This window comes from Sulfitobacter indolifex (genome assembly GCF_022788655.1).
Classification (GTDB): Bacteria; Pseudomonadota; Alphaproteobacteria; order Rhodobacterales; family Rhodobacteraceae; genus Sulfitobacter; species Sulfitobacter indolifex.
This window is the reverse complement of sequence record NZ_CP084951.1, coordinates 2,152,411-2,179,270: the sequence shown is the minus strand read 5'-3', so window position 1 is coordinate 2,179,270 and position 26,860 is coordinate 2,152,411. Positions and strand designations below refer to the sequence as shown.

Sequence of the window (26,860 nt, the reverse complement as noted above, 5' to 3'; positions counted from 1 at the left end):
ATTAGGTACTATTCTTGGCTTTGTCTTCGCCCAGGTTCAAAAAGGCCGTCTCTAGGTCTTTTTGCAACTCTTTGGCGCGGGCGACATAGGCCGCGTTCTGCGAGGGCGGTACATCGGGCCGCCAAAGGGCTGCCAATTCGCGAACCGAGGCGCGGTCATGGGCGTAGAAAAGCTTTTGTGCTTCGCTGGCCTCGAATCCTGAAAGCCCCATATTTTCCAGCACATAGCGCCCTGCACGCAGGGAGCTGTCGAACATCTCGCGGACGATATCATCGGCCCCGGCTTGATAGTGACGGTACACCTCTGTCCGGTCGCGCGCGCGGGTGACGATATGCAGGGATGGGTTCTCCTTACGGGCGTAGGAAATCAGCGACACTGCTGCCTTCGGATCATCTAGCGCCACCACCAGCACGCTGGCATCCTGTAGCCCGGCCTTGCGCAAAATGTCAGGCCGTGTCGGGTCGCCCAGAAATCCTTTAAAACCAAAGCGGCGCATGACGGCGATGGTTTCGGGGTTGTGGTCCAACACGACGGTGGCGAAACCGCTGGCCTGCACCATGCGGTTCACCATCTGCCCAAACCGACCCACGCCCGCGATGATCACAGGCCCACTGCTGTCGATCTCATCCGCGACGATGGGGCTGCTGTCATCAAGCCGCTTGCTGATGAGATCATAGAGGATGAAGAGCAAAGGCGTGATCAGCATGGTCAGCGCCACCACCAGCAGCAGCGTCTCGGCAATCGGGTCCGGCATGACCCCGGTGGCGAGGGAGAAGCTGACCAGCACGAAACCAAACTCACCGGCCTGTGCCAGTGCCAATGTAAACAGCCAGCCATCGCGCCCTTTGAGGCGGAACAGACGCCCCAGCCCCATCAGGATCAGTGCTTTGACGATGATGACCAACAGCGCCATGGAGATCAGGATCAGCGGTTTTTCGAAGAGCAGGACAAAGTTAATGCCCGCGCCCACGGTGATAAAGAAAAGCCCCAAGAGCAGCCCTTTGAAAGGCTCAAGGTCGGTCTCTAGCTCATGGCGAAACTCGCTGCTGGCCAAGACCACACCGGCAAGGAAAGCGCCAAGCGCAGGCGAAAGGCCCACCACCGTCATCAGCGAGGAAATCCCCACCACGATCAGCAGCGCCAGCGCCGTGTACATCTCGCGCAGTTTGGCGAGGTGGATGTAGCGGAACACCGGCCGGGTCAGGTAGATGCCGACGAGGATGATCGCTGCCACGGCCCCGATGGTCACGAGTGTCACGCCCCAGCCGGGCAGGCTTTGTACAAAAGTTTGGGCAGCTTGGGCCGCGCCATTGGCGTGGCTGGCCTCTGCGCTCAGATGGGCGTTCTCAACCTCTTGAGGATCAAGCGAAATGGCCCCGTTGGGCAGGATCCCCCCGGCAAGCCCCGTTGCCAGCAGTGGCAGGAAAGCGAGGATCGGGATCACCGCAATATCTTGGGTCAGCAGCACCGAGAAGACGGATCTGCCCCCTTGCGTTCGCATCAATCCCTTTTCTGAGAGGGTCTGCAGCACGATCGCCGTGGAGGAGAGCGAGAGCGTCAGACCAATCGCCAGCGCCACGCGCCATGGCTGATCATAGGCCATGGCGATGGCCATCAGGGCCGCCGTCGACAGCAGCACCTGCAACCCGCCCATGCCCAGCAACCTATGCCGCATGTCCCACAGCGCGCGGGGTTCCAGCTCCAGCCCGATGAGGAACAGCATCATCACCACGCCGAATTCCGCGAAATGCTGCACGTCCTTGGTCTCGGACCCGACCAGCCCCAGCACCGGGCCGATCAGAATGCCCGCGGCAAGATAGCCCAGCACCGACCCCAGACCCAATCGCGCCGCAATCGGCACGGCGATCACGGCGGCGGCAAGATAGACGGAGGCTTGGAACAAGAAACCTTCCATTACGGTCCTTTCTCAGGGTCAGGTGGGCAGCGGCCCGTCCTGTTTCAGTTGGTCCATGACGATCTGACTATGCACCCGGCTAACGGCCTGATGCGGCAGAAGAACGTCGTGAATGAGCCTGTTAAGGCTCGGCAGATCGTCACAATAGACCCTCAACAGATAGTCCGCATCCCCTGTCATCGTCCAGACGCTCACAATCTCGGGACGGGTGGCCATAAGCCGCGCGAAGCTGGCCGAATGTTCCGGCCCATGGGTGCCCAAATGCACCTGCACAAAGCCCTGCACATTCAGCCCCATCCGCACCGGATCAAGCCGCGCGTGGTAGCCGCGAATATAGCCGTCCGCCTCCAACCGCTGCCTCCTGCGCCCGGCTTGGCTGGGCGACAGGTTAAGCTGTTGACCCAGCTCTTGGGCCGTGAGGTGGGCGTTCTTTTGCAGCGCCGTCAGCAACCGCCGGTCTGTTTCATCCAACATGATGCGTAATTCCCGCGTAGATTTGACCCAGTATGCGGCAGCCGCGCGAAAATGGCCAGAAGTATGCCGCAATACGCGCAAACTGCGCAGGGCCGGCGGCGTATGGTGGGTAAAATCCAATAGCAAAGGAGACTGGCATGGGCCCTTTCCCACATGACGCCCCGAAATCGACCATCACGGCAGAGAACCCCGCCGGCACCGATGGTTTTGAGTTTGTCGAATTTGCCAGCCCCGACCCGCAGGCGCTGCGCGATGTCTTTACCAAGATGGGCTATGCCCATGTCGCCAATCATAAGACCAAGAAGATCGAGCTTTGGCAGCAGGGTGACATCACCTATGTGCTGAACCACGACCCTGAAAGCTTTGCCGCGCGCTTTGTCGAAGATCATGGCCCCTGCGCGCCCTCGATGGGGTGGCGTGTGGTCGATGCGCAAAAGGCATTGGCACATGCGGTGGCCCAGGGGGCCGAGGAATACAAGGGCGACGGCAAGGTGCTGGACGTGCCCGCGATCATGGGGATCGGCGGGTCACTGATCTATTTCGTAGACCAATATTACGACACCTCGCCCTACAATTGGGAATACGACTGGATCGCCAAGTCAAAGCCCGAAGGCGTTGGATTTTACTACCTCGATCACCTCACGCACAACGTGCACAAAGGCAATATGGACGTGTGGTTCAAGTTCTATGGCGATCTCTTCAACTTCCGCGAGATCCGGTTCTTCGACATTGCGGGCAAGTTCACTGGCCTCACCAGTCGCGCGCTGACCTCGCCTTGCGGTCGTATCCGTATCCCGATCAACGAAGACCGGGGCGAGACCGGGCAGATCGTGGCCTATCTAAAGAAGTACAATGGCGAGGGCATCCAGCACATCGCCGTGGGCGCGCGTGACATCTACGACGCCACGGATGCGATTGCCGACAATGGCCTGAAATTCATGCCCGGCCCGCCCGAGACCTACTACAAGATGAGCAAGGATCGCGTGGCCGGCCATGAAGAGCCGCTGGACCGGATGCAAAAGCACGGCATTCTGATCGACGGCGAAGGCGTGATTGACGGGGGAGAAACGCGCATCCTGTTGCAGATTTTCTCGAAAACCGTGATTGGCCCGATCTTTTTCGAGTTCATCGAACGCAAGGGCGATGACGGTTTCGGAGAGGGGAACTTTAAAGCGCTGTTTGAATCGATCGAGCAAGAGCAGATCGACAACGGCGAGCTTGAGACTTCTTAATCAAAGCACATCCGGTATGAGCTGAAGGGGCGCTTCGGTGCCTCTTTTTTGGTGTCCAGTCAGCTCTGTCAACGGATGAGGGAAGCCTTAGTTCGGCATCTTCAGCACGACATTGCGGCCCCGGCGGACATAGCGCAGCTCACTATCGCCAATCGCTGACACCCGGCCGCCATCAATGCGGTCGCCGACCTCAACCTTTTGGTAGCGCCCATTGCTGAGGCGCACCAAGGCGCGGCGGTTCGATGGTTTGCCGTAGACCCCGATCAGGTTAACATCCCGCAGATTGATCGCGTTTTTCACTGTAGCCTGTTTCGCCACCGACGTTTTCGACGGGAAGCGGGGTTGCACCGCTTTTGGTGCGACGCTGGCCACCTGCGCAGGCTCGGGGCTGCGTGCAGCGCGCTTTACGATACGATCAAAATTGCGGGGCCGTGTGTCGGGGCGGCGCGATTGGGTGGTGGCCTGTTCCGTGGCATTCTGAATTGCCGGTGGGGGTGCAAGGGCGGCGGCGACGGCGGCGCTGGTATCAATGGGATCAATAGTCACTTCAGGCGCGGCGGCAGCCGCAAGCGCCTCTTCAGCCTTTTCCTGAACAGATTGGGGGCGCAGTTGTGGGCGCAGGCCAGCCAGTTCAGATCGCGTCAGACCGTCAAGCTGCGCGCGCTCAGTGGTCTCTTTCAGATCTTCGGGGCGCGTGCGAGGGCGAGCCTCTTCCAACGTGTTGTCGACCTCTGGGGCGACGGGCTCAACCTCGGGCCGGGTCAATGTGGCCGGGGGCTGTACCGAGGGGCGGCCAAGGTAAACCAGATGCCCATCGGGGCTAAGCGCACCTTGCACCGTGGGCGCTACCAGACCGCGTGCATCCAGCGCAAAGCGCGTCCCCGCAGCGACAGGAGAGTTCACCGCGCCCGGTGCCGTATCGGTGCCAAAACCAGCGGCGGGTGGCAGGGCCACAGCGTCGGTCGTGGTGCTGATCGGGTCAATGCTGGTGAGGTAGAGATCGTCAATATCGATGGCCGCTGCAGGGGCCGGGGGCACGTCTGGCGCACGGGCCCAAATGCCGGTGGTGGCATATTTGGCGTCGACTTCGGCCTCTGTCATCTCGGTGCTGGGTTGCGGCTCGGGGTCGCGCAGCGCGTCAAGCACGGCACCGTCCTCGTCGGTTAGCCCGGCATCCAACGCGGCGGTTTCAATCGCATCGGGTTCTGCTGGTTCATCCGGGGGCAGAACGGCGATCTCGTCATCCGCTGTGGGGGTGTCGGCGGGGGCCAAGGCTTCGGCAGTGCTGCGCGGGCTGCGATCGCCAAAGAGCCGCGAAAGCGCGTTGCCATCGTCCAGAAAAATTGACGCCCATGCGGCGACGCCGGCGAGGAACACCAAAAGCGCCGCTGTCAGGATGAGGCCCAGAAAACGTGGCTTGCCGCCCACTTCGTTGCGACGACGCGCGCCGAAAACGGTCATCCGGTCGGCTTCGGATGTGGCGGCGGCCGGGGTGCCTGCCGACCGGCGGTCTTGCGTTGGTTTCGGCTTGCGACGGCTGAGGAACGCGCCGGTCGACGCGGGGGTATCGGGCGTCAGCGAGCTGCTGTCGGGCTGGGGTGTCGCGGCCACTGTCGTCGCTGCGGCAGCCGCAGGTGCGATGGCCATCTGCGGCACTAATGGAGCAGCGGCGGGCGAGGGCGCGCCGACGGGGAGCGACGGCGTGCTGAGCGCGGGCGTGGGCGCCACGGTCGGTTCCGGCTTGGCGGCAGGCGGGGGCGGCGGTGTGGCCCGGCTTGCGCCGCCTAGATTTGGCGCTGTGTCAGTCGCACCACTGCGGCTTGCAAATCCAGCGGCAGGCGCGCTGCGCGACGGTGGTGCTGAAAAATCCACCTTGCGTGATGGTTCGGGCGGTGTGGTGGCGGGGGGCGTGGGTGTCGCGGCCTCGGCACCAGCAGCCGCAGCGAGCGGCGCAGCCGAAGCCGCGACGCTGCCGGAGATGGGTGGTGTTGCCAGCTCAGAAGCTTCGCGCGGAGCTTTGGCGGTAGGACCGGAATCCAGCTCGGGCAGGCCTTCTTCCAGCGGCGGGGGGGAGCCCTTGGGCGTGGGGGCCAGCTCCGCCTCTGGCGCGGCGTCCGGTGTCGTGGGGTCCTCCACCGGCGCGTCGAGGATCGGCAACCTCTCATCAATGGTCGGAGGCGTTTCTGCAGGGGTCGCCTTAAGCGCAGCTGGCTCAGCGGCATCTGGCGTTTTCTCGGGCGTAGCCAACGCTGGCAGGTCTTCTTCAACCGGTGGCGGCGTGTCGTTTGGTGGGGCGGCAAGCGCCGGTTCTGCTGAGGGTTTGTCGGCCGTCGGCGTCTCTGCCAGATCGGCGATTGGCCCCTCGGGCGCGCTCAACGCGCCGGTAATTACGATCGGTTCTGCCTCAGGCTCCACGGTTTCGCCGGGGTCCAAAAGCTTTGACGCGGATTTGGTCACCCCGAAATGTGGCGCGCCGGCAAAGGCATGGGCGGCAGGGGCGGCGGCAAAGCTGACCGGGTGGAACCGATGCTCAACAGCGAAAGCTTCGGCCTCATCCAGCGTTTCGCGCGCCACGGCGGCCACATGGGTCTGCCCGCCGTCAGCGCTGACATCATAGACCAGATCAGCAACTGCATAGGGCGTGGCCCCCTCCAGCGCCGCAGCTGCAGCGGCACGGCGCGCAGGCTGGTCCATTCCGGGGGTGTCTGTGGTCAGATATTTAATCTGTGCGTCGGGGATGAGCAGCAGGCTGCGCAGCCCGCCGGAATCAAGCGCCGTGGCAGTTTTGCGCAAGACCGCCAATTCCGCAGCCAAGTCGGCACTATCAAGCGCAACTTCACCAACAAGCCGCCAACCGCCCGCCGTACGGTGGAACAAACGAATGCCGTCGAACGACAAGGAGAGGGTAAAATTCGGCTTCATCGTAGACGACTTTAGCATGGGGTCGGGCGCACTTACAGACACGCCGCGGTCATTGCAAAGGATAGAGCAGGAGTTCGCCCAAGGGAAGGGTGCGCGCGCCGTAGTTGCTTGTCAGCGGCGGCTTGCGGTGGGCAACTGGCGGGGCATTGATGCACGGAAAGGAACGAACATGCGACTGATGAATTGGGTGGCACTGGCGTGGATGGCGGGGGCTGGCATGGTCTCGGCGCAGCAGGGGCCAGAACAGGGGATCATTGTTACCGGCCAAGGCAGCGTCGCTGCTGCACCCGACATGGCAACGATCACCTTGGGCGTGACCGAAGAGGCTGCAAGCGCCAAGGCAGCTATGGACAAGGTGACCGAAGCCGTCGCTGCGATCCTCGCCCAGCTTGACGCGCAGGGCATCGCGGCGAAAGACCGTCAGACCAGCCGCTTCTACCTGCGCCCGGTGCATGATCGTCGCCCTATTGAGGATGGCGCGCCGCCGCGCATCACCGGCTATGAGGCGGGCAATTCTGTGACCGTCAAGGTGCGCGATCTGGACCGTCTTGGCGCGATGATGGATGCGGTGATCGACGAGGGCGCAAATGATTTCAACGGTTTGGACTTTGGTCTTCAAGACCCCAAAGACGCGCTCGCCGAGGCGCGCAAAGCCGCTGTTACTGACGCCACCGAACGCGCCCGGCAGTTGGCCGAGGCCGCGGGGGTGAAGCTGGGCACGCTGCTGCGCATGACGGAAAACTCGCATTCCCAGCCCAAGATGTTCGAGGCCGCCCGCATGGGCATGGCGATGGACAGCGCCGTGGCCGAAGGTGAGGTTGAGGTGCAGGCCGAGGTCTCCATGACCTTCGCGATTGCGCCGGGGCAATAAGCCAAGCCGCGCAAATACCCCCGCCGGTTATCCCGGCGGGGAGTGGGATCAGGCCGTGGCTTTGGCCAGCGCTTGATCCAAGTCGGCAATCAGATCGTCGGCATTTTCCGTCCCGATAGAAATCCGCACCACACCTGGCCCGGCACCCGCCGCTTCCTGCTGCTCTTGCGTAAGCTGGCGGTGGGTGGTGGAGGCGGAGTGGATGATGAGCGAGCGCGTGTCGCCCAAGTTCGCCACATGGCTAAAGATATCGAGGCTATTGACCAGCTTCACACAGGCATCATAGCCGCCCTTGACCGCAAAGGTGAAAAGCCCGCCCGCGCCCTTTGGGCAGACCTTTTGCATCCGGTCGTGATAGGGCGAGGATTTCAACCCGGCGTAGGTGACGTAGTCGACGCGGTCGTCCTGTTCGAGCCATTCGGCCACCTTCACCGCATTCTCCACATGGCGGTCCATCCGCAGCGACAGGGTTTCGATCCCCATCAGCGTGTAATGCGCCGCTTGTGGGTTCATCGTCATGCCCAGATCGCGCAACCCAATGGCGATGCCGTGGAAGGTGAAGGCCATCGCGCCGAAGGTCTCGTGGAACTTCATCCCGTGGTAGGCCTCCTCAGGCTGGCTGAGCGAGGGGAATTTGTCATTCGCGGACCAGTCGAACTTGCCCGAATCCACCACACAGCCGCCCATGACGGTGCCGTTCCCGGTGAGGTATTTGGTGGTGGAATGTACGACCAGCGTGGCCCCATGCTCAATCGGGCGGCAGAGGTACGGCGTGGCGCTGGTGTTGTCGATGATCAGCGGAATGCCCGCCGCATCAGCCACATCGGCAATGGCGCGCACGTCCATGATATAGCCGCCCGGGTTGGCGATGGCCTCGCCAAAGACCGCGCGGGTGTCGTCGTCAATCGCATCGGCCACGGCCTGCGGATCATCGAAATCGACGAATTTGCACGACCAGCCGAAACGTTTGATCGTATGGCTGAACTGCGTGACCGTGCCGCCATAAAGACGCGTGGAAGCGACGATATTTTTGCCCGGCCCCATCAACGGGAAAAGCGCCATGATCTGGGCCGCATGGCCCGAAGAACAGCAAACCGCGCCGACGCCGCCTTCAAGCGTGGCGATCCGCTCTTGCAGCACCGCGACCGTCGGGTTGGTCAGGCGCGAATAGATATAGCCGACCTCTTGCAGGTTGAAGAGCGCCGCCGCGTGATCGGCATCACGAAAGACATAGGCCGTGGTTTGGTAAATTGGCGTCTGCCGTGCGCCGGTGGCCGGGTCAGGGTGGGCACCGGCGTGAATTTGCAACGTGTCAAAATGATGATTGGGGCTATCGGCCATCGGTCTGTCCTCTCAGAAAAATGGATTTCGCGCAGCCTAGGCGCAAAGATCCATCCAGACAACGGGGGACAGTTCGCTCAGCGCATCCAGAAGCCGTTGGATTTGATCCGGTTGCGGATCGCCTGTTCGCGCCGGGGCAGGTTGTCTTGATCAAAGAGCGCGCGCACCTTGGCGCCGCGCCCTTGGTACACCATCCGCTTAATCGCATCGCGTTCTTTCAGCAGCTTTTTCATTCTATTGAGGCTGGTGATCGCCTCTAGCACCTGGATGGCATGGTCGCTTTCGCCGGCATAGAGCAGCGGCAAGAAACGGTAGTGGCAGGACACGGTGCCATCTAGCAGGCCAGAGGGCAGCGCGTCGCGCCCGCCGCCAAGGGCATGGATCACCAGCGGCAGCACGATCTGGTCGAGCCATGGATCAAAGCTCTGCGCGCAGAGCTCAACCGGGGGATCGTCGCGCACCGCAAGCGCGTAGCGCAGAAAGAGGTCTCCAAATTCGCGCGGGCAGCGGTAGTAAAAGAACCCGGCGTTAAAATAGAGATAACGCCGCCAATATTCATCCGGCTGGTTGAGATCGAGGCTGCTGGCGAAGTCGAGGTCGAATTTGTCATAAAGCGATTTCCACAGCCCTGTATAACCCGGCCCGTATAGCTGTGGTTGTGGCCATGTCCCTTCACGCCGAAGGGAGGCAGAGGGGCGATCAAAGTCGAAAGGCACAGCCGTGAGATCACCTGTGATCAAAGTGTCCGTGTCAAAGAAAACAAAAGGTTCGCCCTCCGGCAGTGCGCTGAGCAACTCAATCTTGTTGCCGTAGGGGTAGGCGCTGCCAAAGTGTCGACTTTCAAAGGGGACAAACTCCGCCCCGAGGCCTGTCAGCGCGTCGCGCAGGCCGTCGTCACTGATGCGTGGGTCTTGTTCCCATAGAGGGCCGGGCTGTGGCTCTGCGATAAGCAGGCGGCCGCTGAAATCGGGGCATGAATGCCGGAGCGAGGCGGCGAAAAGCAGCGCCTCATAGGCCAGACGCCCGTGCTGGGCCACGATGACAACGTTGAAAATTTGCGGGATACGCGAGTTGCGTGTCATACTTCGGCGCGGCCTCTGGGTTTTGGATAGTATAGGGGCAAGTACCCATCGACAAAAGGCAGCAAATTGAGCGGCCTTCGGAGAGTTTGCGATGTTTGAGTTTGTTTTTACAGTCGTTGCGATCACCATGGGTGGGGGAGGCGCGCCTGCGGACGGGGTCGGACGCCCCGATGTGCCATCGAAGGTAGACGCACCAGCAAGGCCTGCATCGCCCGCAGCCCTCGCCAGCCCATCCGCCCCCGCCTCGCCAGATACGCCCAAGCGCGCATTTATCATGGAGGTCGTGCCCGCAGGGTTGGTGGCCGAGGATCAGACCCCCACAGGCAGGTTCACCACGGCAGCCGAGGTCAAACCGATCTTGAACGCGACGCGGGGCAGTTGGATCGCTGTCCGGGACTATGATGGCAAGGACTACGTCTATGTCACGCATTTGTGGAGCTGGCGTTGCGGGCTGGCCGCCATGGCCATCGGGGTGAACAACGCGCCGCTCCAAGATTGGCCTTTGCAGCCCTGCCACGAAACACATGCCGCTCCGAATGCGATTCTCGATGAGGATCCGCAGCCGTTTCTGACCTTCGAGCGCGGCGCGGTCCAATCGGTCCGGGTGCAGCTGGTTTATGATGATTTGAGCATGGACACCGCGGGCTTCACTCGGGGTGACGTGCTGATCCCGTGAGGTGGGGCGGGGTCGTTAAACGGTGTTCATCGGAGGGGGGGAGTGGTGGCACATGTGGAGTCGAACCAAACGTGCGTCGCTGGGGAGCTGGACGCGAGCCCTACTACATGGCCGTAGCGTGCAGGATCGATCCGGGGGATCGATTGTCCACCCGTTGCGAAGGACTTGGATGGTCTCGATATCTGATGGGGGAGGAGAAAGTGGTGGGCGACCCTGGAATCGAACCGGGTAGGCAATGCCACAAACTTATTCACATCTATTATTCAGTGGCTTATGATTTTACCTTAAGGCCGTTAGAGCTGAATTGTATCGAATTCCTGCAATTTTGTATCGATTTTGAAAACCTTGTTGAGCGAATTTTGATCACTATCGCAAGCGCTCGGTGCAAATGGCGTTATGGGTCAGGGATGCCGAATCGAGTTTGTGGTGCAATTTCACCTATGCGGGCTCTGGTCGACAGCGTGGTAGGTTGAGAGCCAATTTTAACTAGAGGATATCAAGTGTTGCATAAATGCACCACTTGATGCATTTTTTCTGAAGATAAGCAATTTTTTCCGGAAATCGGGAAGAATGAGAATTTGCCGGACTAAATAGGGGTAACGGCTGAAAACTCTCAGTGTTTCAGGCGGTCATATTAGGGCGGTATCTGAGGAGTCACTGGTTAACTTGATTGAGAACCTAGGGCGGAGCGCAGTTAAAACCCGAAATTTTTGGCCAAGCAGACTAGATAGGTTGCGGGCTGAATCTTAACTAATCAGCAAAGCAAGACCCGCTGAATAAAAATTATTTTGCATGATGGAGGCGCTGCGACACTGCAACCTCCGGGCCTCCGTACTGTCATTTGATCGGCACTCGGAAGCTACCGTTGGACTAAGTGGAGAGTAAAAGGAGACCGGACAACCGCCCTTCCTGTTGAAATACAGGTTTCTCTGATCAAATGTGTACTGGGACGTCCATTGAAGACGAGACACACTTCACCTGCGGAAGGTGAAGTGTGTCTAAACGCCATTGAAGATATTTTAAAAAATTTAAAAAATTCCAAATATCAAAAAAATCTTTAGAATCCTAGAAAATTTTTCAGAATATCCTTATAAATGCGGAATCCAAAAAATCAATTTAAATTAATTGCATGCGAAGCATAGCAAACACCGAAGGTGTTTTTCCAAAACTGATGGCAGTCACTCTTCTTGTAGCTCTAAAGAGCTCGATGTTGGTCCACCTAATGGTGAAGCATGATCAATCGAGGGATGGAAAATATGGTAACTCGAAATGATTATCTTTCTACCGATCTAGATATCGAGCCAGTTGGTTACTCTGCGAGTATTTTCGATCCGGTAAGCGCGGACCAAGTAAGGCTTATGCGCTGGGCTTTGCAGTGTCTGATTGAGAAGTGCCGAACATTAGATGGTCGGGGACGACCCGTGGATTGGACAGAATGGAAGCTCTTCCTTTTAGCAGGATACGTGTGCGGATTTGTCTGCAATGACTTGGATGCAGAGGAAGGCCATACCATCTTTCAACAAGTTCTAGATACTTCGTCATTCGGCAAGCAGCTGACCTTGAGACAGCTTAGAGCGCTCTTCCACTACATCGTCCGTAGTGAACGATGGGGTGACATGGGCGGAGACAGGGGCGGAAATACTCTGTGGATATTTCTGGAATCTGATGCAGCTGAAGCGGTCCGCAAGCGCTTGAGTGAGGTTTAGGATATGACGGAAGACGAAGAAAGGAAACTTCGAGCTTGGTTGGAACGCTGCTTACCCATGCCCAGAAACCATGCCGAGCAAGACCAACGGTTTCGAGAAAGAAGGTCAGTACCCTGGTCTGAGGACCAAACCGAAATCGAGTACTATGCTATCTGCGTTTACCAGTATCTCGTCTTTAACGAAACCAAAAATACTAAAAGCGAGTTAAGGGGGCGCATCATGGAAAAGTTTCCAGACGCTCCGGGTAGCCGGGTAGAAGCTGCCTTCGTGTACGCTGAGCAACGGATGATGGAAGCTTTTGGGTATGAGTGACGACGCATTGAAGCTAGATAGTTGATCTGTTTCGTTCTTATCCGCGGGAAAGGATCAGAGCTAAACTTATTCGATAAACTCCAGAAGCCAATACCTGCGTCAGTCAGAACTTAGCGACAATCTCCAGTCTTCTGCTCTGGTGTGAAATGTTCGCGATAAAGATCAGTAAGATCTTTTCCTCCAAGAGAATTTGGGATGCGAAGCGTCGAAATAATACTCCCACGTGCCCTGAAGACTTCAAATACCTCATGTTCGGTCCGGCGTTCTAGATTTCGGATTTTCACCATTCCTAGACTTTCACACAATTGAGACCCTTCTCTTGAAACGGCAACGGTCCCAATATCATCAAAAAATATGCCGGATCGAGCGAAATCTTCCAGCACCCCTAGGAAAGATTTCAATAGCCGTTGTAAGTTTTTGGCAGAGCGATGTTCCCTAGATAAAAGTAGCACGCAAAAATATAGAGAGTAGTTTCCTGGTAGAACTGGATGGCAAAGCATCTCGCATGTTATCTCAGAGTCCAAGAGTTCCCCACGTATAATTCTTTCTAGAACATCCTCCCGGACTACAGATGCTTGCCAATAGCCAACTACTTCGTCGTCATAGACAAGGACCCTCCAAAAGTCCGACCCTTGGTCAAATATCTTTGCCCATTGATTTGATGTTCCGATGTGGTGTTCATCTACTCTAAGTTCCTCACGGTCTAATGCGAGAAGAGCGTCCAGGAACGCTTCATAATCGTTCTCGAACATACTTTTTACAAACGCGGTATGTGCGAGGCGATATATTTTCAGACCTCCGTCGTTTAAAATGTAATCCCTAGCCATTTCAATGATGTCATCTCTGGTCCAATTGAATGCACTCTTTAGCTCTGCAAGGCTCTCACGATCAGGAAACTTACGACCTTTGATCCAATGGTTTACAGTGGTTGAGCTTACGCCAAGTTTATGGGCCAAAGCACTCTGTGTTACGCCTCCAACAATGAGTTCGGCCTGAATTGCAGCAGATAGTTTTGATGTCATTGTGACCTCTGAGCATGCCAAGTTTCTAAGAAGCTAACATACTTTCTCATTTTTAAGAATAGGTACTCAGCTGGTTAAGTTTTGGTTAAAGGCGCTAGGCGGCGTATTTTCAGTTCAGTTCTTTGGTGGGATGGGTAGCTATATTGATCAAGCTGAGGAAAGCCGACGTTCAATCGCAGATGAAGGGCTGCGAGGGCAGGGAAAAAACTATGAATGAAATCGCGGCTCTGCAAACCGATCTGCTGGCAAGCCATCGAAACTGAAGCTCAATCGAAGCGAAGTGACGAAGCCTCAACGTCCGTTACCAGAGTGCGGGGCGCGACTTGGTTCCGTGGTGAACCATTTCAAGTGGCCAGTTAGTAGGCGGCAGGCAGTATGACATGAGATTGATCGCGTATAATAGGGGGGAAATATGAAAAGTTTTGCTATTTTAGCCAACATTTGTATGCCGGGTGTTGGGTCGTTCATAATTGGAAAGCCCGGTCAAGGTATCGGTCAAATTTTCGTTTGGGGGTTTGGACTGGTTTTGACCTTAGGGACTTTGGGTATTGGTGGCATCATCGGCATCCCATTAATGATTGGGGCTTGGATTTGGGCGATTGTCACAGCTGCTGGCGGTCCCGCGCAGCCTGTTCAAGTCAATATTATTAATAACCGAGATAATTAATTGAGTAAGGATTCTTTGCTAATTGAGAGCAAGAAAAGCTCTTTAAAATGCTAAACACATCACGCGCACACGGCCTATGTGTGGAATAATTCGCCCTTTGCTTGAGTGAAATCCCACGTATCTCAGGATGCTAGGAAAGGTCTGCAAATCATATTCAGAATTAAAAAAAAGAACTGGAGTTAGTATGAAATATAGAAAGTTCAAAATCGCGGCGATCGTTTGTTCGCTTTCTTTGACGCAGGGTTGCCTTGCTTTAGTTCCGATGGCCGCCAGCGGTGCGATGGCATACGCGACAAACAGTGCGGCTGAAAGCGCAATCAACAATAATTTGGATGCTCAAAGGATGAATTGTAGAGAGCTTCGCGCTCGGTACTTAGAGCTAAGCCAGAACCCTCTTCAAAAGATGAATCCGTTTGCGAACCAGGCGCTCAAAGCGGGTCAAGTACGGGCGATAGCGCAGGCTAAAGGCTGTCGAATTCGTTAGCACGGCTCTTGCCTTCAGATGCCATGGCAGGTTTTGGCCATCCTAACGCTTCTATGGAATTGTTGTTTATTTTTTGAACCTGTACTTCCGGTTCGTTCCGCCGACCTCGAAATGTAAACCATACGGAGAGCTATATGACTATCCAAGTAACCGTGGTCGATGCGACAGATAGTAGACCCCCTTTGGGGCCAGGCAGCTATTCTGGTCGACCGTTCATTGACCCTAATAGCGTTTCGTTCACACTTCCAGCGGACAGTCCCGGAAATGTGGCTCTCAGCAAGCTGTTCGTGTTGGACGGTACCTATGCAGGTTATACCGCTTATTACAAAGGTATCGTTACTTCAGGAAGCGCAACGCTTCACATCTATACCTCCCTTGGGAGCGGCGGGAATCCTTCGCGTAGCGACGAAGTGCTTCGTGTAGATTGGGCCACGGGAAACACGCCCTCGCCATGGTTGATTATTGAATTCGATGGTCCTGATCGACCTTCCGTTGAGGAATTTATTAGCCAAAGTATTTTTGGCTACTCAGATATTCTGGCGAGTGCAGATACTATAAATGGTGTTGCGACAGAGGGCGACGTCATACCTGATAATGGGGCAGACGTTGATCTGATCGGAACTGCCGGTGATGACCGTTTAGAAGGCGTTGAGGGCGATGACCACATTGATGGGCGATATGGGAATGACACCCTGCTAGGGGCCGGCGGCGACGACAATCTTGAAGGCGGTGCAGGAGACGATTTCCTGAATGGCGGTTTGGGCGAAGACGCGGCGATATTCCTGGGGAATGCTAGCTCGTTCACTATCAGGTTCTCTAAAACTGGTGACGTAACGGTCAGCGACCGTGTTGGAGCCGAAGGGGTAGATACTCTCACCGGTATAGAGCAAATAGTATTTTCGGACAGAACTTTTGACCTTGGCCAGTTCGCAAGCCTTGCAGCGCTTAGCGAGGCCGAGTTTATCACTCTCACTGAAATATACGTTGCCTATTTCAATCGGGCAGCGGACGCTGAAGGTCTATATTTTTGGGCCGATAAATTAGCAGAAGGCATGGATGTGTCTACGATTGCTGGCTATTTTTCACAATCCGCTGAAGCAAAAGCGTTGTATCCTGACCCAGCAGATACGTTCGCTTTTGTAAACTCTGTCTATACGAACGTCCTGGGGCGTGTACCCGACGCAGCCGGACTAGAGTTTTGGACCACAGCTCTGAATGGCGGAAGTATCCCACCGGAGAGCTTCGTTCTAAACATTATCGGCGGTGCCCAAGGAGCAGATATTTCCTATCTTTCGAGTAAGACGGACCTTGGGGTCTACTTTTCAGCGATCAAAGGGATGTCGGACGTAAGCGACGCGCAAGAGGTTATGAGTGTTTTCGGCAATCAGGCGACCTCGAACCTTGCCGGGGCAAAGTTAGAAATTGACAGCCATTATGCAGATGCGATCTCCAGTTCTGACGGGGATTTCCTCTTTAGTTTGGTGGGAGTGGTTAGTGATCCGTTCGAGAGTTGGATATAACCAGCCAAATAGGCGCTAAATTGTACGCTGCTCCCGGGAGCTGGTTCATTCCTAGTGATATGTCTTCAGTTGTTTAAGGCACGGTTGGCTTTACTAGCCACGGATAGGGGTTAAGAAACGTGGCAACCTTCTTCTCAGTTCCGAGCACGCTGCATAGACTTTTTGACGGGCTAGTTAGTCGCCGACCACCTGTTTAGCGCATTCCGTGCATTTCCAGGGTCATCTCTAATGCGCAAAACGGTTTGGCGTGAGAGGCAGCTTACCCGACGGACGTGACGTTGGAGAAATATTGATCGGAGGCGGCTTTTATCAGCGTTGGCGAGACCGAATCCTACATTGGGTCAAACACATCGAATGCATCCTTTGTCCGCTCCGCCCGGAACTCTCTGAGGATCATGGCTGGATTGAGTCCAATCGAGACGCTCAACAGATGAATTCTTCAGATCGAAGTCTAATTAATTCTCGCATGGAAATTGCGAACTTATTGCTTCGTATACTCCAGATTGGCGCGGATCGGACCATCTTCTAGGATTCTCATCAGCCCAATTAAGGAAACCCTGAGCGATCGCTCTCATGGTGTGGTTTGGGTCAGCCTTAAGCATTGGCGGAACAGTAACTTCATTAGACCGACACATTGTCATCATCAATTCAGATACACCTTTCAGGAAACTAGCACAGTCGGTGAACTGTATCATTTCTTGTTTGTCTAGTTCTTCCCATTTTTGGCTTACAAACTGGCAATTTTCCCTCAAATCGCCAATCGTTTTATACCCCACCTCTGCGGCACCGCGATCCGGAGAGAAGGCGACTATTACGAGGGCAGCACAAAGGATAGAAGTGCTCTTTCTAACTGGTTTCATCCGAAAATCCTTGCATGGCTAGTCTGCTGAGAGAATGTAGGGTCGCAGCAGTGCGAGAAACAAGCCAGTTTTCCGGGTAGTGTTTGTTTTCTTGCTCGACCAGTGCACTCTGCCAAGGATTTCTAGTTTTAATTTCGCCCTGCGTCAGCATCCACTAAATAGCGCTGGTGTTCGACGACATTAGGAATAGTCGCTTTGCCCGCATTGCGGTTTGTGGTTCAGACCGCAGCGAAGGTCGGGTCCGAGCCCTCTTTACCAAATGCCGTCCCGCAGCATTTTGCGTGTGCAGCAAAACCATCCTGACATGAACGGCCCATTGCAGACCTTGTCCTTAAACGCATGGGGAAGGTGCTTGCATCAGAGCCTGCTACTCAATGCCGGTACTGCGATAGAAAAGATGTAGAAACCGCTAGTTGACACCATACTTTTCAAGCACGCTTTCTGGAACATAGAAGTCGTCTTCGAAGACGTATGTCTGTCTTTCACCAAAACTCTTTAGTTCGACGCTTTGGAGCGCGTCTAGACGAAAGTCTGACCTAATCCTCCAAAACGTTGCTTCAGATATCTGAATCCGGCCTACAGGGCAGCTGGATTCTAACCTACTTGCCAAGTTAACCGTATCCCCCCAAACATCAAAAGTAAGATACTCACTGCTAAGAACACCAGTCACCGCGCTGCCCGTAGCTACTCCGATACGGACACCTAGCTCTAATCCATGTGAAGCTGAAAACGAAGCAACGGTATCGCGCACACAAGTTGCAAACTTGAGCATTTTGATGATCTCTGCAATACCCTCACCGGTCAAACCGGATGCCGCCATATAAGAGTCTCCGATTGTCTTAACTCGGGTAATTCCTAGCCTCTTCGCATCCCTGTCTATTTGTCCAAATAGTTCACTGATAAGCTCAATCAGATGACCCGGCGAAACTTTTTCTGTTAGATTAGTGAAACCAACCAAGTCCGCGAAAAAAACTGAAGCGTCAGTTCGTCCAGCAGCAACGTGCTCGCCGCTTTTACGAAACTCTTCGAGTACATGTTCGGGCAAGATCCTCAGGAGTAGTGCCTCAGTTCCCCTGATTTGCTCAACCTGGGCAATCTTGCTCCTGTAAACTTCACTCATCAAGTGTTGCGCTAAGACGGAGAAAAACAGAGCCGTAAAGCCGGAGAGCCCAATATAATATACACTTGTGAAAAAGGTGATGAACTCTGCATCTAGGTATACTAAGTTGCCCAACCTTAGTCCGAATACGCCGAAAGTCAGCATGAGTGTTTGTAACGGCGTAAGCAAAAATAGTGTTGTACCAACAAAAATGATCAGTACGGGCCCAGTTACAGCCGAATAAGTGCTCAGTCCGTAAATGCTAACCAAGTACTCGGTAATAGCCACTGACAGCATGCCCACTGGGACGGTCAAAAAGTGCCCAACCAGGAAACTGGGTTTGATATGCAAAAAGATAAAAAAGCCTATTACAGTAACGAAGAAATATACGAAACGAAGAGGTATGAAGTATTCCGCTAAGTGCGGAACCAAGCTATAGTCCCAAATTAGAAAAACGAGAAACATCAATCCAGTAGGTATCGCTGAGATTCTTGAAAATTGCAATTGGACAGAATAGAAGAACTCACGATCGCTTTTTGCAGATGTCAGGGCATCGCTGAAAACACTCGAAAGGTACTTTGTAACAGGAGAAGGCTTCATTGTGCCCCGCGTGGGTTTTGGCTGCAACAAGATCAAAGCACGGCAATTGATCGCTGGCCAGATTTTTCTCTCTGCGTAGACGTGCCTCAGATCAGCCGATTAAACTTAGGGCTGTTTTGGCTAGCCCTAAGATGGCATCTGATTAAATGCGGTAAATCTGCATTGGGCAAATGAGAACTGGGCGGCAAGAGCCGTCAATTGGTTGGGCCATTTATCCGAGATCGAACGAGGTTCATCTTCAAGCGGCCTCTCACCGCGCCGTTGCCATGCGGAAATTCGCTTTGGTACGTCATTTTCTCCGCAAGCCTCTTCCATTCCAACCAGCCAGATAGGTGCTTCAAAAGTTCCATACCCCCAGAATTTCGAGATAAAACTTTCAAGGGCCTCTGGGGCAATCATCACGTTTTCATTCAAAGTGGGCTCCAAATCCGAGATTTTCTGTAACGTCACCTTATCAAATCTACAAATTATGGCCAGACATCTTGGGTTGAGGGCCTGCATCAAACGGCAGCAGAGTCCGCATAACTAACTTCCACGCTAAAAGAAGAGCGTATGTCCCTCCGGCTGAAAGAGCAGAACTTTCTATAGCCTTTCTGTACATTCGACAGATGTTTGGCCAGCTTGAGGGCTGAGGCCAATGCGTTGAACTTCCTAGATGACTTTCGAGGCCTAAATTTGGGGTTTGCTGACAGACCACCTGTTAAGCGCTTTCTGTGCGTTTTCGGGATGATCCCTAATTCTCAAGACGGTCTGGCGTGAAAGACCGCAGTCTCGTGCAATGCTGCTGATAGAACAGCTTCCCAGCTCTAGGAGCCTCTGTACCTGCTCGAACGTTGCCTGATCAAAGCTTGGCTTTTTCCCTCGATACTTGCTGCTGTCGAATTTCGCGTGAAGGATGCCAGCTTTCTGGGCTTCTTTGGTAGCTTCTGCCTGAGCCTGTGCGGTTGCTGCCATGAAGGCGATGAGCGCATCTCTAACGGCCTTCTGAACTGGGTCTGTCGTAGAGCCATCAAATGTAAAGTTGTTGATAACAGTCCGGATGATTACTCCCTTTCGCATAAAGGTACGTATCGTCGTAGTAACGTCATCATAGTTGCGGCCTAGTCGGTCCACCCATCGAACGACCAGCACGTCGCCGGCCCGCAGTATGTCGAACAGTCGCCTAGCTTCAAGCCGGTCGCGGAAGGGGATGGCAACTCCGCTTATACCGTCATCAGTAATGACGCGGTCAATCTTAAATCCCGCGTTCTTTGCATGGGACAGTTGATGTTCAGCGGTTTGATCGGTGGTTGATACTCGGGCGTAGAGAATTGTTTGATGCATATACAGAATCGTCCGTTAGGGTTATGTCCTCATACTAGCATGTTCGTTGAGGTAAACCAATGTTTGCGGACAGGGCAGGGGGCACAAATGACCCTGTCCGTCGGGGTATACCTTTTAGGACAGCCTGGGCTTATGGTGCTACTTCAGACCCCCTCCATTCGTCTGAGGTGGCGCAATTCCCTTGCCCGTCGCGCCAAACTGAACTGTACATTCATGAGCGCCGTTCTTGGGGCGCTCATTGAATTCACAAGAGTTACGCTTCCCAACTTATACGTCTGAACTTGGCTTGCAGAACATTGGGCGGCATGACATCTCAAGCGTCAGCAGTTGAACGTTTGACTTGAGCGACCCGCTTCTTAGAAACTTCTTGCGCCGCTAAAGCCGGGTCCAATTGGGCTAATAGGCCAGTGCGGGTGGGTTCGGTTAGCAATAAATAGGAAAACATGAGAATGCTGGTTAGGAGCGTCGTTCGCGGCAACAGATGCGGCTAGACCCTCTCGTAGGGACAGTCAAATACGCGCGTACTCCGTCATCGCTCTGAGCCAGCGCTACCGGTCCTGCTATTGACCTACAGGCAGCCAGCTGCATGATGAGCCAAAAGCTATTTAACTACTTAAGCATATGAAGGTGCCCATTTTGAACTATGCCGAAAAAGTTTCGGACCACCACCTTGAGCGGTTCATGTCAGAGTTTTGGGGTTACGGTGTGTTCAGTGCCCCGATTTGGATGGTAGGAATGGAAGAGGCTTGTGGTGAGCGCGACTTCGTTAAAAGGATATCGACGTGGCAGCTGCGCGGCGAGCAACCCTTGGAAGACCTGGCAACTTACCATGACGACCTCGGCTATCCTGAGCATTTTCTGCCCGGAGCCAGACTTCAGCGAACGTGGTCAAAACTGATACGGGCTTACTTGGCTGCGAATGGTTGTCAGACGGATGTGGACAATGCCCGTCAATTTCAAATCAGTTCAATAGGCCGTTCTGATCAGCCAGCAGTCCAAACTTGTTTGATCGAACTTATGCCTCTCCCATCACCCTCGACAAAAAAATGGCTTGTCAAGAACCATACTGATCTCGGATATCTGCAACGACGCAAAGATTATTTTAAGCGCGTGGCTCCCCGACGAGTTGAACGACTTAAAGAACTCATAAACAAACACCAACCCAAAGCGGTAGTGTTTTATGGGCTAGGGTATCGCGCCCAGTGGGAGCAGGTAGCAGGAAAGATGTCTTCCCATCCAAAGAACCCGCGAACGTTATATACTCGAAGCGAAGGCACAATGTTTTTTGCGATGCCACATCCAGTATCGCATGGCGTGACTAACCACAGTTATATTAAGCTGGGCGACACTCTAAGGGACAACATCTGTACGCAGGCTAAAAGCCGCTAAGCCGCAGGCGAACCTAGCATCGTTATTGAACTCCTTTATTGCAAGCCACCTCCGCGGCTGTTCCTTATAGGGAGGGGCGGATTGAACGGGACATGCAAATGGAGGAACGAGAGTACTTAATCTAGTGCTATTGCCATAACTCCAACCCCAACCCCTAGAACAGCTGCAATAGCTGCAATCCATAGGAGGCGGTTCTGTATCTCAGATCTTTTTGATAACGCGCTTTCTTTTTCTGAGAGCCAGTTTTCCACAAAAAGCCTAGAGGGAAGGGTTGCGGGATTGCTTGTTCCATCTATCTTCATAAACCTGACAGAAGCGCCATCACTGCTTCCAACCTCCCCGGAACTCATTCTGCTGCGCACATTCTGAGCGCCCATTTTTTCGAGGCTCTCAGTCCATTTTTTTTCTAGTTCTTCTTGGCTATTCTTTGGCATTGCCCGTTCCTATTCGGTTTGCTCCTTTCTGACGTAACCTTGACGCGTTTGATAAAATATTTACCAATATTCAATCACATTTTATTACTGATTGCAACATATCCCCGAAATACGGCGTGTTCTGTGAAGAGATAGAAATTTGGTTTACTAAATAACAGTAAGGCTTGGTGGCACTTGCAAGTGGATATCGGCAGCCAGCGGCAGGATCGATAGGAAGCATATCACAACCGTCATTAGCACTCTGGGACCTCCAAATCCACGAAATGCTAAATAAATAGATTAGGAAAAAATAGATAGTTAGGACAATTACATATCATGGCAAATCTCCCTTACGAAACTAGAAGTGATGGCAAGCGAAACCCTTACGCAACGGCAAAGCGGCAGTATGACCGACCAGGCCGTTTCAAAGCTGTCGAAACAGAGTCCCCCTTAACGCGTTCTTCGAACGATAACACCGTTTTCCTGAACGAAGATGGTGTCGAATTTGTTCTTTCCGGAAAACGCTTTGTCGAACGGTCTTCAGTGGAGGCTCCCGAAACTTCGCCTATCGTGAAGAGCTCCGAAATGACACGCCGGGAGGTTCGCTATGACAATGCGAGCTTTTTCGGAGATTTCCACATGATGGCTATCAACATAAACAAGGCTATCATTGCTGGCGGTGCCTTAGCGTACAAAGCCCTATCGAATGCATATGAGTGGGGTTCAGCAATTGATAAGATTGAAACAATCCTACGGAAGTTGCCGTCTCAAAAGATCTATAACATAATTGCTTCTGGCTGGTATCAGCATGCTAATAATGGGCTGTATGATTCAAGAATTGAACGGATGCACTATGACATGCAGTCACAGTATGATCGAACAGTTGCGATGAATGAGGTCTCCGGCAAGCATGGTAAAGGCATGTCTGCCGATAATTTTGTTAAAGATATAGTCGAGGTTGACACCGTGTACGGCGCTCAGAATGAGCCTGCCCAGACTTATTATTCGTCAAAGCAACAGCCATACAAGAGGGCTTTACGCGGCGAAGTTATTCTGGCCCGCGAGACGCGATTGGTAATGCTTGGTAATTCTCTGTCAGTCTCTTATATTCCTATTCATGTCCGTGGATACTGCTCCTATATGGTATATGCCCTGCGGGAGTGGAAAAAGCACTCGTTGGCGGTCCCTTGATAGTATAGGCATATGAGCCTTGAACCCCGGACAATCCTTTAGCAGCTAAGTTGGAACAGCTATACCAACCTCTCAAATTACGTCTCGCCCGCCACATCCAATCTAACAGTGCATTATTTCTTATATAGGAAAATGCAGTAGCTACGCTGTGGAAAAATGAATATTGATTGATTTTAGAATTATTAGATTTGTTTATAGGCTGCTACGCAGCAAACACCAGAGATTTGAAGAGAAAAATGTTGAACCTGTAAGATATGTCAGATGTTAGAAGCTTCTATAAAGGATAATCCTTAAAAAGACATCCGGTAGGATGTCATGAGTGTAACGAATGACCCTCAAAAAGATTGTAGCCTTATAGGATACTCTATGATCATGATATTTTAAAAAGACATGCTCGCTACGCTCACATGTTTGATAAATCAAAGATCATCCTTGTTGGTACTTCACTAGCTCACTAGCTCACGAGTGCAACGAGTGTTAAAAGGATAATTTGTCAGAACAAGAATATTTAAGGTTCTTATGAGCCCTCCGGGCATTCATCCCTTCGGGACTTCATGGTTATGAAGAATAAACATTTTTGAGCCTTTTGGAACAAGAATCATTACTCATAAAAGTCCTACCATTAGCTCATGAAGGGTAACTTCGTCATTTCACCCCTCGTTACATCCTGGGGATGATCCCATTTAGAATGAAGATGCCCATGCATGGCTCTGTCCAATATTAAGTAGAGCAGCCCTTCCATCGCAAAGCTGGTTTTCTGCACCTGATATGGGGCACCCTGTCTGGCAATGTGCCCCCCCAATTGCTTGTAGGGTGGTCCGAGGGTCACCTATGCGGGACTTTCCTGCCGTTCGCTGCGACCGCTCAGTTTGCGCTGCGATTGCGAGGGCCTTTGGAAGGAAGGGCGGAAAGTGTGCATTCGCTTCACCTGCGCGATAAGATTGGGTCAACGGCAACCGCCGACACTCAAATGGTAACGGTTCGAAGATTCTTTCTGCGGTGCGGAAGGTAGCTCCGAGCCCAATGTGCTGGATGCTGCACGATCCGCCAACGGTTGCTTCCGCAAACGCGGCCAATATCGTGACAATGTCTGACGAGGTTAGGCCAAGTGTTTATGCACAAGAAGGTGACAAACAACGAGTTCTGAGCCGTCGAGTCGTGGGCCTTGATTATCGTTCATGATCATTGACACAAATTGATATTTTGCGTCAACTTTGATCTGCCCATTATTCGAGAGCGTTTTCAAGAGACAGGAGTTGCTTTATGAGACGATTTTTGCTCGGGTTTTCGACGGCAGCAATTCTTGCCATTGTGGCAGGAGGCACTTGTGCAGGGCCGCTTGAAGAGGCCCGACTAAAGTGGAAATCCGGAGACAGAAATGGTGCCGTTGTTCTGCTGAAGCCATTGGTCGCTGAGGGTGTAACAGATGCTGAATTCGCCCTTGGAGGCTTGCGCTACCTTTACGGTGTCAAAGATAAGGACGAGGATCTGAAAGCCGAGGGTTTTGAGCTGCTTTTGAAGGCGGTCGAAGACGGCCATAGCGAAGCGGCATCTTTCCTGTGCATTAGCATGATCGAGGATACAGATGGCCTGATCTTTATGGGTGCTATTGACGGCATTTGTGCCAAGGCTATAGCGGAAATAGGTAAGCCAGTGCCCGATATTCACTTCAATGCTGACTATGCGATTGCTTATCTTGTGCCGATAGGACGTTTCTATGCAGACAAAGGCCACGATTTGCAGGCGGCGTCGTGTTATGGTGCCTACCTGAAATACTTTGCCAAAATGACCACTGCTTCTCGATCTAAACCTCGTTACCGCACCGAACTGGACAATGCTTCAAAGGGTATGAACGGCATATTTCTTCAAAGGACTCTGCGTGGCGGTTTCAGAGGCGGACAGGCGGATATGTTTGGCCCACTTGGAACGGAGCCGATTCCACCCTGCGGACTTTCAGCTGCCGAAGTCGGTATGATCGCCGGTTCGAACATACTGAGAGAGGGATTTGGGGGGAAACGGAAGAATTAGCGCGCTGAGGGTCGATCGTTTTGACCGACTGTCGACCTGACCAGACATTAAAGCTGGAATGAAGCTTTTGCTGCGCCTCCAACATGGCGACGTCCAGTCAGGTGTTCATTAACCTGTTCTGAGTAAGTGACGGTAGAGGGATCCCCGATGCTTAGAGGCACTTTCTATGCTTTTTGCTAACCCCGTATGGTCTATCTCCGAAGAAAACGAACGCGCTTGTCTACGCGCCATCTGACAGTTGTCATTGGCCTGCTGCGATCAGACGACAACATAGTCCGCTGATCTACTTCTTGGCAGACAAAATGCTGCGTGATGCACGAATGTCTCCTTCAACGGGCCGCACCGCAGCATCCAAGATTACTGTTGGAAGTCGGCTTTGGGCCGCTCTTGCGGGCCCAGCTTATGCCGCAACTGCGAAGAACTCCGCCCCTCACGCGGTCAGTTTGGGCTCACTCCGGACCTTCGCGGCCCAACACGCCAGGGTTCGCACTGCGTGACTTTGCTGCCGTTCGCTGCGGTATTTTGTTTTCTCCTGCGACTACGGAGACCCCGTTCAAAGGGCGGGAACCGGACTTTCACTGCGTTGGGCAACAGTGTGGGCTATGGATGCGCAAGCGGCGACAACGATGAAACAAGGTAATATTCTAAACTTCCTGATCACAACCAGGCGGCTCCACCGCCAACCTACAATCTGTCTCGAGCCAAATTAGCAGCTCTAGCCAAACCTGTCGCTCGGGTGGAAACGTCTGCTGTCATTCATGAAATCCTATCTTGGCCCGACTAGAAAGACCCGCATCGCGAATGCATTTCCACAATTCTGAGTCGCGCACATTGGAATCTTGCAAGTCCGGGCTGAGCACTATCTTTTCAATCGTTTCAAGATGAAATGGCACCTTAATTCCTGGCTCAGCCACTAGAGTCGGGAACGTTTGGTGAAAGTTAGTTGTAATGGCTTCTGTCAGTTCTCTTGTTTTCTCTTCTGAAAGCTTGAACAGGTCGAACACTCCATCGCCCTCATAACACAACCAAAGTTCGCCTTCCGGAATGTTATTCATATCTGGAACTTCAGTGTGCCGCTCGAGCACGAGTTTATTGCGACCAAAAAACCAATATAGGAGAGATCGATCAAAAGTACCTGGCGACAGTACTGATCGGACCTCACGTTCCGCTCGGAACCGATCATCCTTAAGAAAATACGACATGCCCGGGTGTAGATATCCAGAGCTTGTGGTGCTCATTGCGTGGTCTATCTGCTCAATCTTCAGCCCTTCTCTGTCTTCAGCAGCAATGTATTCAACTTTCCGGAAGAATTTTGTGCATGTGGTTTGTTGCATTGCGGACGCAACAGCTTGAGCGCGAACGACGAACATCGCACCTGAGCCATCAGGGCAAAAAGTGTCCCACATGTGCTGTTCATCTTTTCCACTATACTCCATAAAACAACAGGCAAATGAGGATCGGAGATAGAGTTCGGTTCGCGCCGTCAGAAAGGACTTAGTGGCATCAGACTCGTGCGGCTCCGCCAAAGCTTCCGAAAATGACGGTATTAAAATGCCTTCGAGGGGATCATCAATCTTCCAATTATCTATTCTTGAGTACCAAATTGACGACGATTTGATAAGGTCTATAAACCTGTTTGACGGGACATATCGGCAAAGCAAATCATCGCTTTGCAGTGCTCCAGCGGATGGATCGACTAAAAAACCAGTTTCGATCATCGTGGACATACTGTC

General features: G+C 53.5%; 22 protein-coding genes. 10 read left to right on the top strand and 12 right to left on the bottom strand.

Annotated features, from left to right (window positions below; translation table 11 throughout):
• Position 1: 1 nt before the first annotated feature.
• Both DSM14862_RS10585 and DSM14862_RS10580 read right to left on the bottom strand, forming a co-directional pair.
• Entirely contained in the window at positions 2 to 1,915 is a 1,914-nt protein-coding gene (locus tag DSM14862_RS10585; protein WP_007120271.1) for a monovalent cation:proton antiporter-2 (CPA2) family protein, read from the bottom strand.
• An 18-nt stretch (positions 1,916 to 1,933) separates the two neighbouring features.
• Positions 1,934 to 2,389: an Lrp/AsnC family transcriptional regulator gene (locus DSM14862_RS10580; protein WP_040701431.1), complete on the bottom strand. Its 456-nt coding sequence runs from the start codon at positions 2,387 to 2,389 to the stop codon at positions 1,934 to 1,936.
• Between the two features lie 137 nt (positions 2,390 to 2,526).
• Between DSM14862_RS10580 and hppD the strand changes: the two genes are divergently transcribed.
• A complete protein-coding gene (gene hppD, locus DSM14862_RS10575) occupies positions 2,527 to 3,621 on the top strand; it encodes a 4-hydroxyphenylpyruvate dioxygenase (RefSeq protein WP_007120269.1) in 1,095 nt (364 codons plus the stop codon).
• A gap of 87 nt (positions 3,622 to 3,708) precedes the next feature.
• On the opposite strand, the gene DSM14862_RS10570 is transcribed toward hppD, so the two are convergent.
• On the bottom strand, positions 3,709 to 6,585 hold the full coding sequence (locus tag DSM14862_RS10570) for a hypothetical protein (RefSeq protein WP_131541693.1): 2,877 nt from the start codon (positions 6,583 to 6,585) through the stop codon (positions 3,709 to 3,711).
• A gap of 127 nt (positions 6,586 to 6,712) precedes the next feature.
• Between DSM14862_RS10570 and DSM14862_RS10565 the strand changes: the two genes are divergently transcribed.
• Entirely contained in the window at positions 6,713 to 7,414 is a 702-nt protein-coding gene (locus DSM14862_RS10565) for an SIMPL domain-containing protein (RefSeq protein WP_007120267.1), read from the top strand.
• A gap of 48 nt (positions 7,415 to 7,462) precedes the next feature.
• Here DSM14862_RS10565 and DSM14862_RS10560 read toward each other — a convergent pair whose 3' ends face one another.
• Both DSM14862_RS10560 and DSM14862_RS10555 read right to left on the bottom strand, forming a co-directional pair.
• The gene (locus tag DSM14862_RS10560; protein ID WP_007120266.1) at positions 7,463 to 8,755 is read right to left on the bottom strand and encodes an O-acetylhomoserine aminocarboxypropyltransferase/cysteine synthase family protein; all 1,293 of its coding nucleotides are present in this window, start codon (positions 8,753 to 8,755) and stop codon (positions 7,463 to 7,465) included.
• A gap of 77 nt (positions 8,756 to 8,832) precedes the next feature.
• Positions 8,833 to 9,837, bottom strand: coding sequence for a hypothetical protein (locus DSM14862_RS10555; protein ID WP_007120265.1), 1,005 nt, complete (start codon positions 9,835 to 9,837; stop codon positions 8,833 to 8,835).
• A 91-nt stretch (positions 9,838 to 9,928) separates the two neighbouring features.
• Between DSM14862_RS10555 and DSM14862_RS10550 the strand changes: the two genes are divergently transcribed.
• On the top strand, positions 9,929 to 10,513 hold the full coding sequence (locus tag DSM14862_RS10550) for a hypothetical protein (RefSeq protein WP_007120264.1): 585 nt from the start codon (positions 9,929 to 9,931) through the stop codon (positions 10,511 to 10,513).
• A gap of 1,709 nt (positions 10,514 to 12,222) precedes the next feature.
• Entirely contained in the window at positions 12,223 to 12,531 is a 309-nt protein-coding gene (locus tag DSM14862_RS10545) for a hypothetical protein (RefSeq protein ID WP_131541691.1), read from the top strand.
• Between the two features lie 110 nt (positions 12,532 to 12,641).
• On the opposite strand, the gene DSM14862_RS10540 is transcribed toward DSM14862_RS10545, so the two are convergent.
• The gene (locus DSM14862_RS10540; RefSeq protein ID WP_131541690.1) at positions 12,642 to 13,553 is read right to left on the bottom strand and encodes a helix-turn-helix transcriptional regulator; all 912 of its coding nucleotides are present in this window, start codon (positions 13,551 to 13,553) and stop codon (positions 12,642 to 12,644) included.
• A 412-nt stretch (positions 13,554 to 13,965) separates the two neighbouring features.
• Here DSM14862_RS10540 and DSM14862_RS10535 point away from each other — a divergent pair, with 412 nt between their 5' ends.
• From DSM14862_RS10535 to DSM14862_RS10525, 3 genes are all read left to right on the top strand, one after another.
• Positions 13,966 to 14,220 (top strand): hypothetical protein, encoded by a 255-nt coding sequence (locus tag DSM14862_RS10535; protein WP_007120261.1) that lies wholly within the window; start codon positions 13,966 to 13,968, stop codon positions 14,218 to 14,220.
• A gap of 184 nt (positions 14,221 to 14,404) precedes the next feature.
• A complete protein-coding gene (locus DSM14862_RS10530) occupies positions 14,405 to 14,704 on the top strand; it encodes a hypothetical protein (protein ID WP_007120260.1) in 300 nt (99 codons plus the stop codon).
• A 134-nt stretch (positions 14,705 to 14,838) separates the two neighbouring features.
• On the top strand, positions 14,839 to 16,224 hold the full coding sequence (locus DSM14862_RS10525; protein WP_083804570.1) for a DUF4214 domain-containing protein: 1,386 nt from the start codon (positions 14,839 to 14,841) through the stop codon (positions 16,222 to 16,224).
• A 455-nt stretch (positions 16,225 to 16,679) separates the two neighbouring features.
• Here DSM14862_RS10525 and DSM14862_RS10520 read toward each other — a convergent pair whose 3' ends face one another.
• From DSM14862_RS10520 to DSM14862_RS10505, 4 genes are all read right to left on the bottom strand, one after another.
• The gene (locus tag DSM14862_RS10520; protein WP_007120258.1) at positions 16,680 to 17,084 is read right to left on the bottom strand and encodes a Rap1a/Tai family immunity protein; all 405 of its coding nucleotides are present in this window, start codon (positions 17,082 to 17,084) and stop codon (positions 16,680 to 16,682) included.
• 409 nt (positions 17,085 to 17,493) lie between these two features.
• Positions 17,494 to 18,783: an adenylate/guanylate cyclase domain-containing protein gene (locus DSM14862_RS10515; RefSeq protein WP_083804569.1), complete on the bottom strand. Its 1,290-nt coding sequence runs from the start codon at positions 18,781 to 18,783 to the stop codon at positions 17,494 to 17,496.
• A gap of 126 nt (positions 18,784 to 18,909) precedes the next feature.
• The gene (locus DSM14862_RS10510) at positions 18,910 to 19,182 is read right to left on the bottom strand and encodes a hypothetical protein (protein WP_040701347.1); all 273 of its coding nucleotides are present in this window, start codon (positions 19,180 to 19,182) and stop codon (positions 18,910 to 18,912) included.
• A gap of 270 nt (positions 19,183 to 19,452) precedes the next feature.
• Entirely contained in the window at positions 19,453 to 20,106 is a 654-nt protein-coding gene (locus tag DSM14862_RS10505; RefSeq protein WP_007120255.1) for a recombinase family protein, read from the bottom strand.
• Between the two features lie 636 nt (positions 20,107 to 20,742).
• Between DSM14862_RS10505 and DSM14862_RS10500 the strand changes: the two genes are divergently transcribed.
• Positions 20,743 to 21,495, top strand: coding sequence for a uracil-DNA glycosylase family protein (locus tag DSM14862_RS10500; RefSeq protein ID WP_243254245.1), 753 nt, complete (start codon positions 20,743 to 20,745; stop codon positions 21,493 to 21,495).
• A gap of 116 nt (positions 21,496 to 21,611) precedes the next feature.
• On the opposite strand, the gene DSM14862_RS10495 is transcribed toward DSM14862_RS10500, so the two are convergent.
• Positions 21,612 to 21,929 (bottom strand): hypothetical protein, encoded by a 318-nt coding sequence (locus DSM14862_RS10495; RefSeq protein ID WP_007120253.1) that lies wholly within the window; start codon positions 21,927 to 21,929, stop codon positions 21,612 to 21,614.
• Positions 21,930 to 22,244: 315 nt separating this feature from the next.
• Here DSM14862_RS10495 and DSM14862_RS10490 point away from each other — a divergent pair, with 315 nt between their 5' ends.
• Positions 22,245 to 23,099: a hypothetical protein gene (locus DSM14862_RS10490; protein ID WP_131541688.1), complete on the top strand. Its 855-nt coding sequence runs from the start codon at positions 22,245 to 22,247 to the stop codon at positions 23,097 to 23,099.
• 1,263 nt (positions 23,100 to 24,362) lie between these two features.
• A complete protein-coding gene (locus tag DSM14862_RS10485) occupies positions 24,363 to 25,127 on the top strand; it encodes a hypothetical protein (RefSeq protein WP_007120249.1) in 765 nt (254 codons plus the stop codon).
• A gap of 752 nt (positions 25,128 to 25,879) precedes the next feature.
• Here the strand turns inward: DSM14862_RS10485 and DSM14862_RS10480 are convergent.
• Entirely contained in the window at positions 25,880 to 26,854 is a 975-nt protein-coding gene (locus tag DSM14862_RS10480) for a hypothetical protein (protein ID WP_131541687.1), read from the bottom strand.
• Positions 26,855 to 26,860 lie beyond the last annotated feature (6 nt).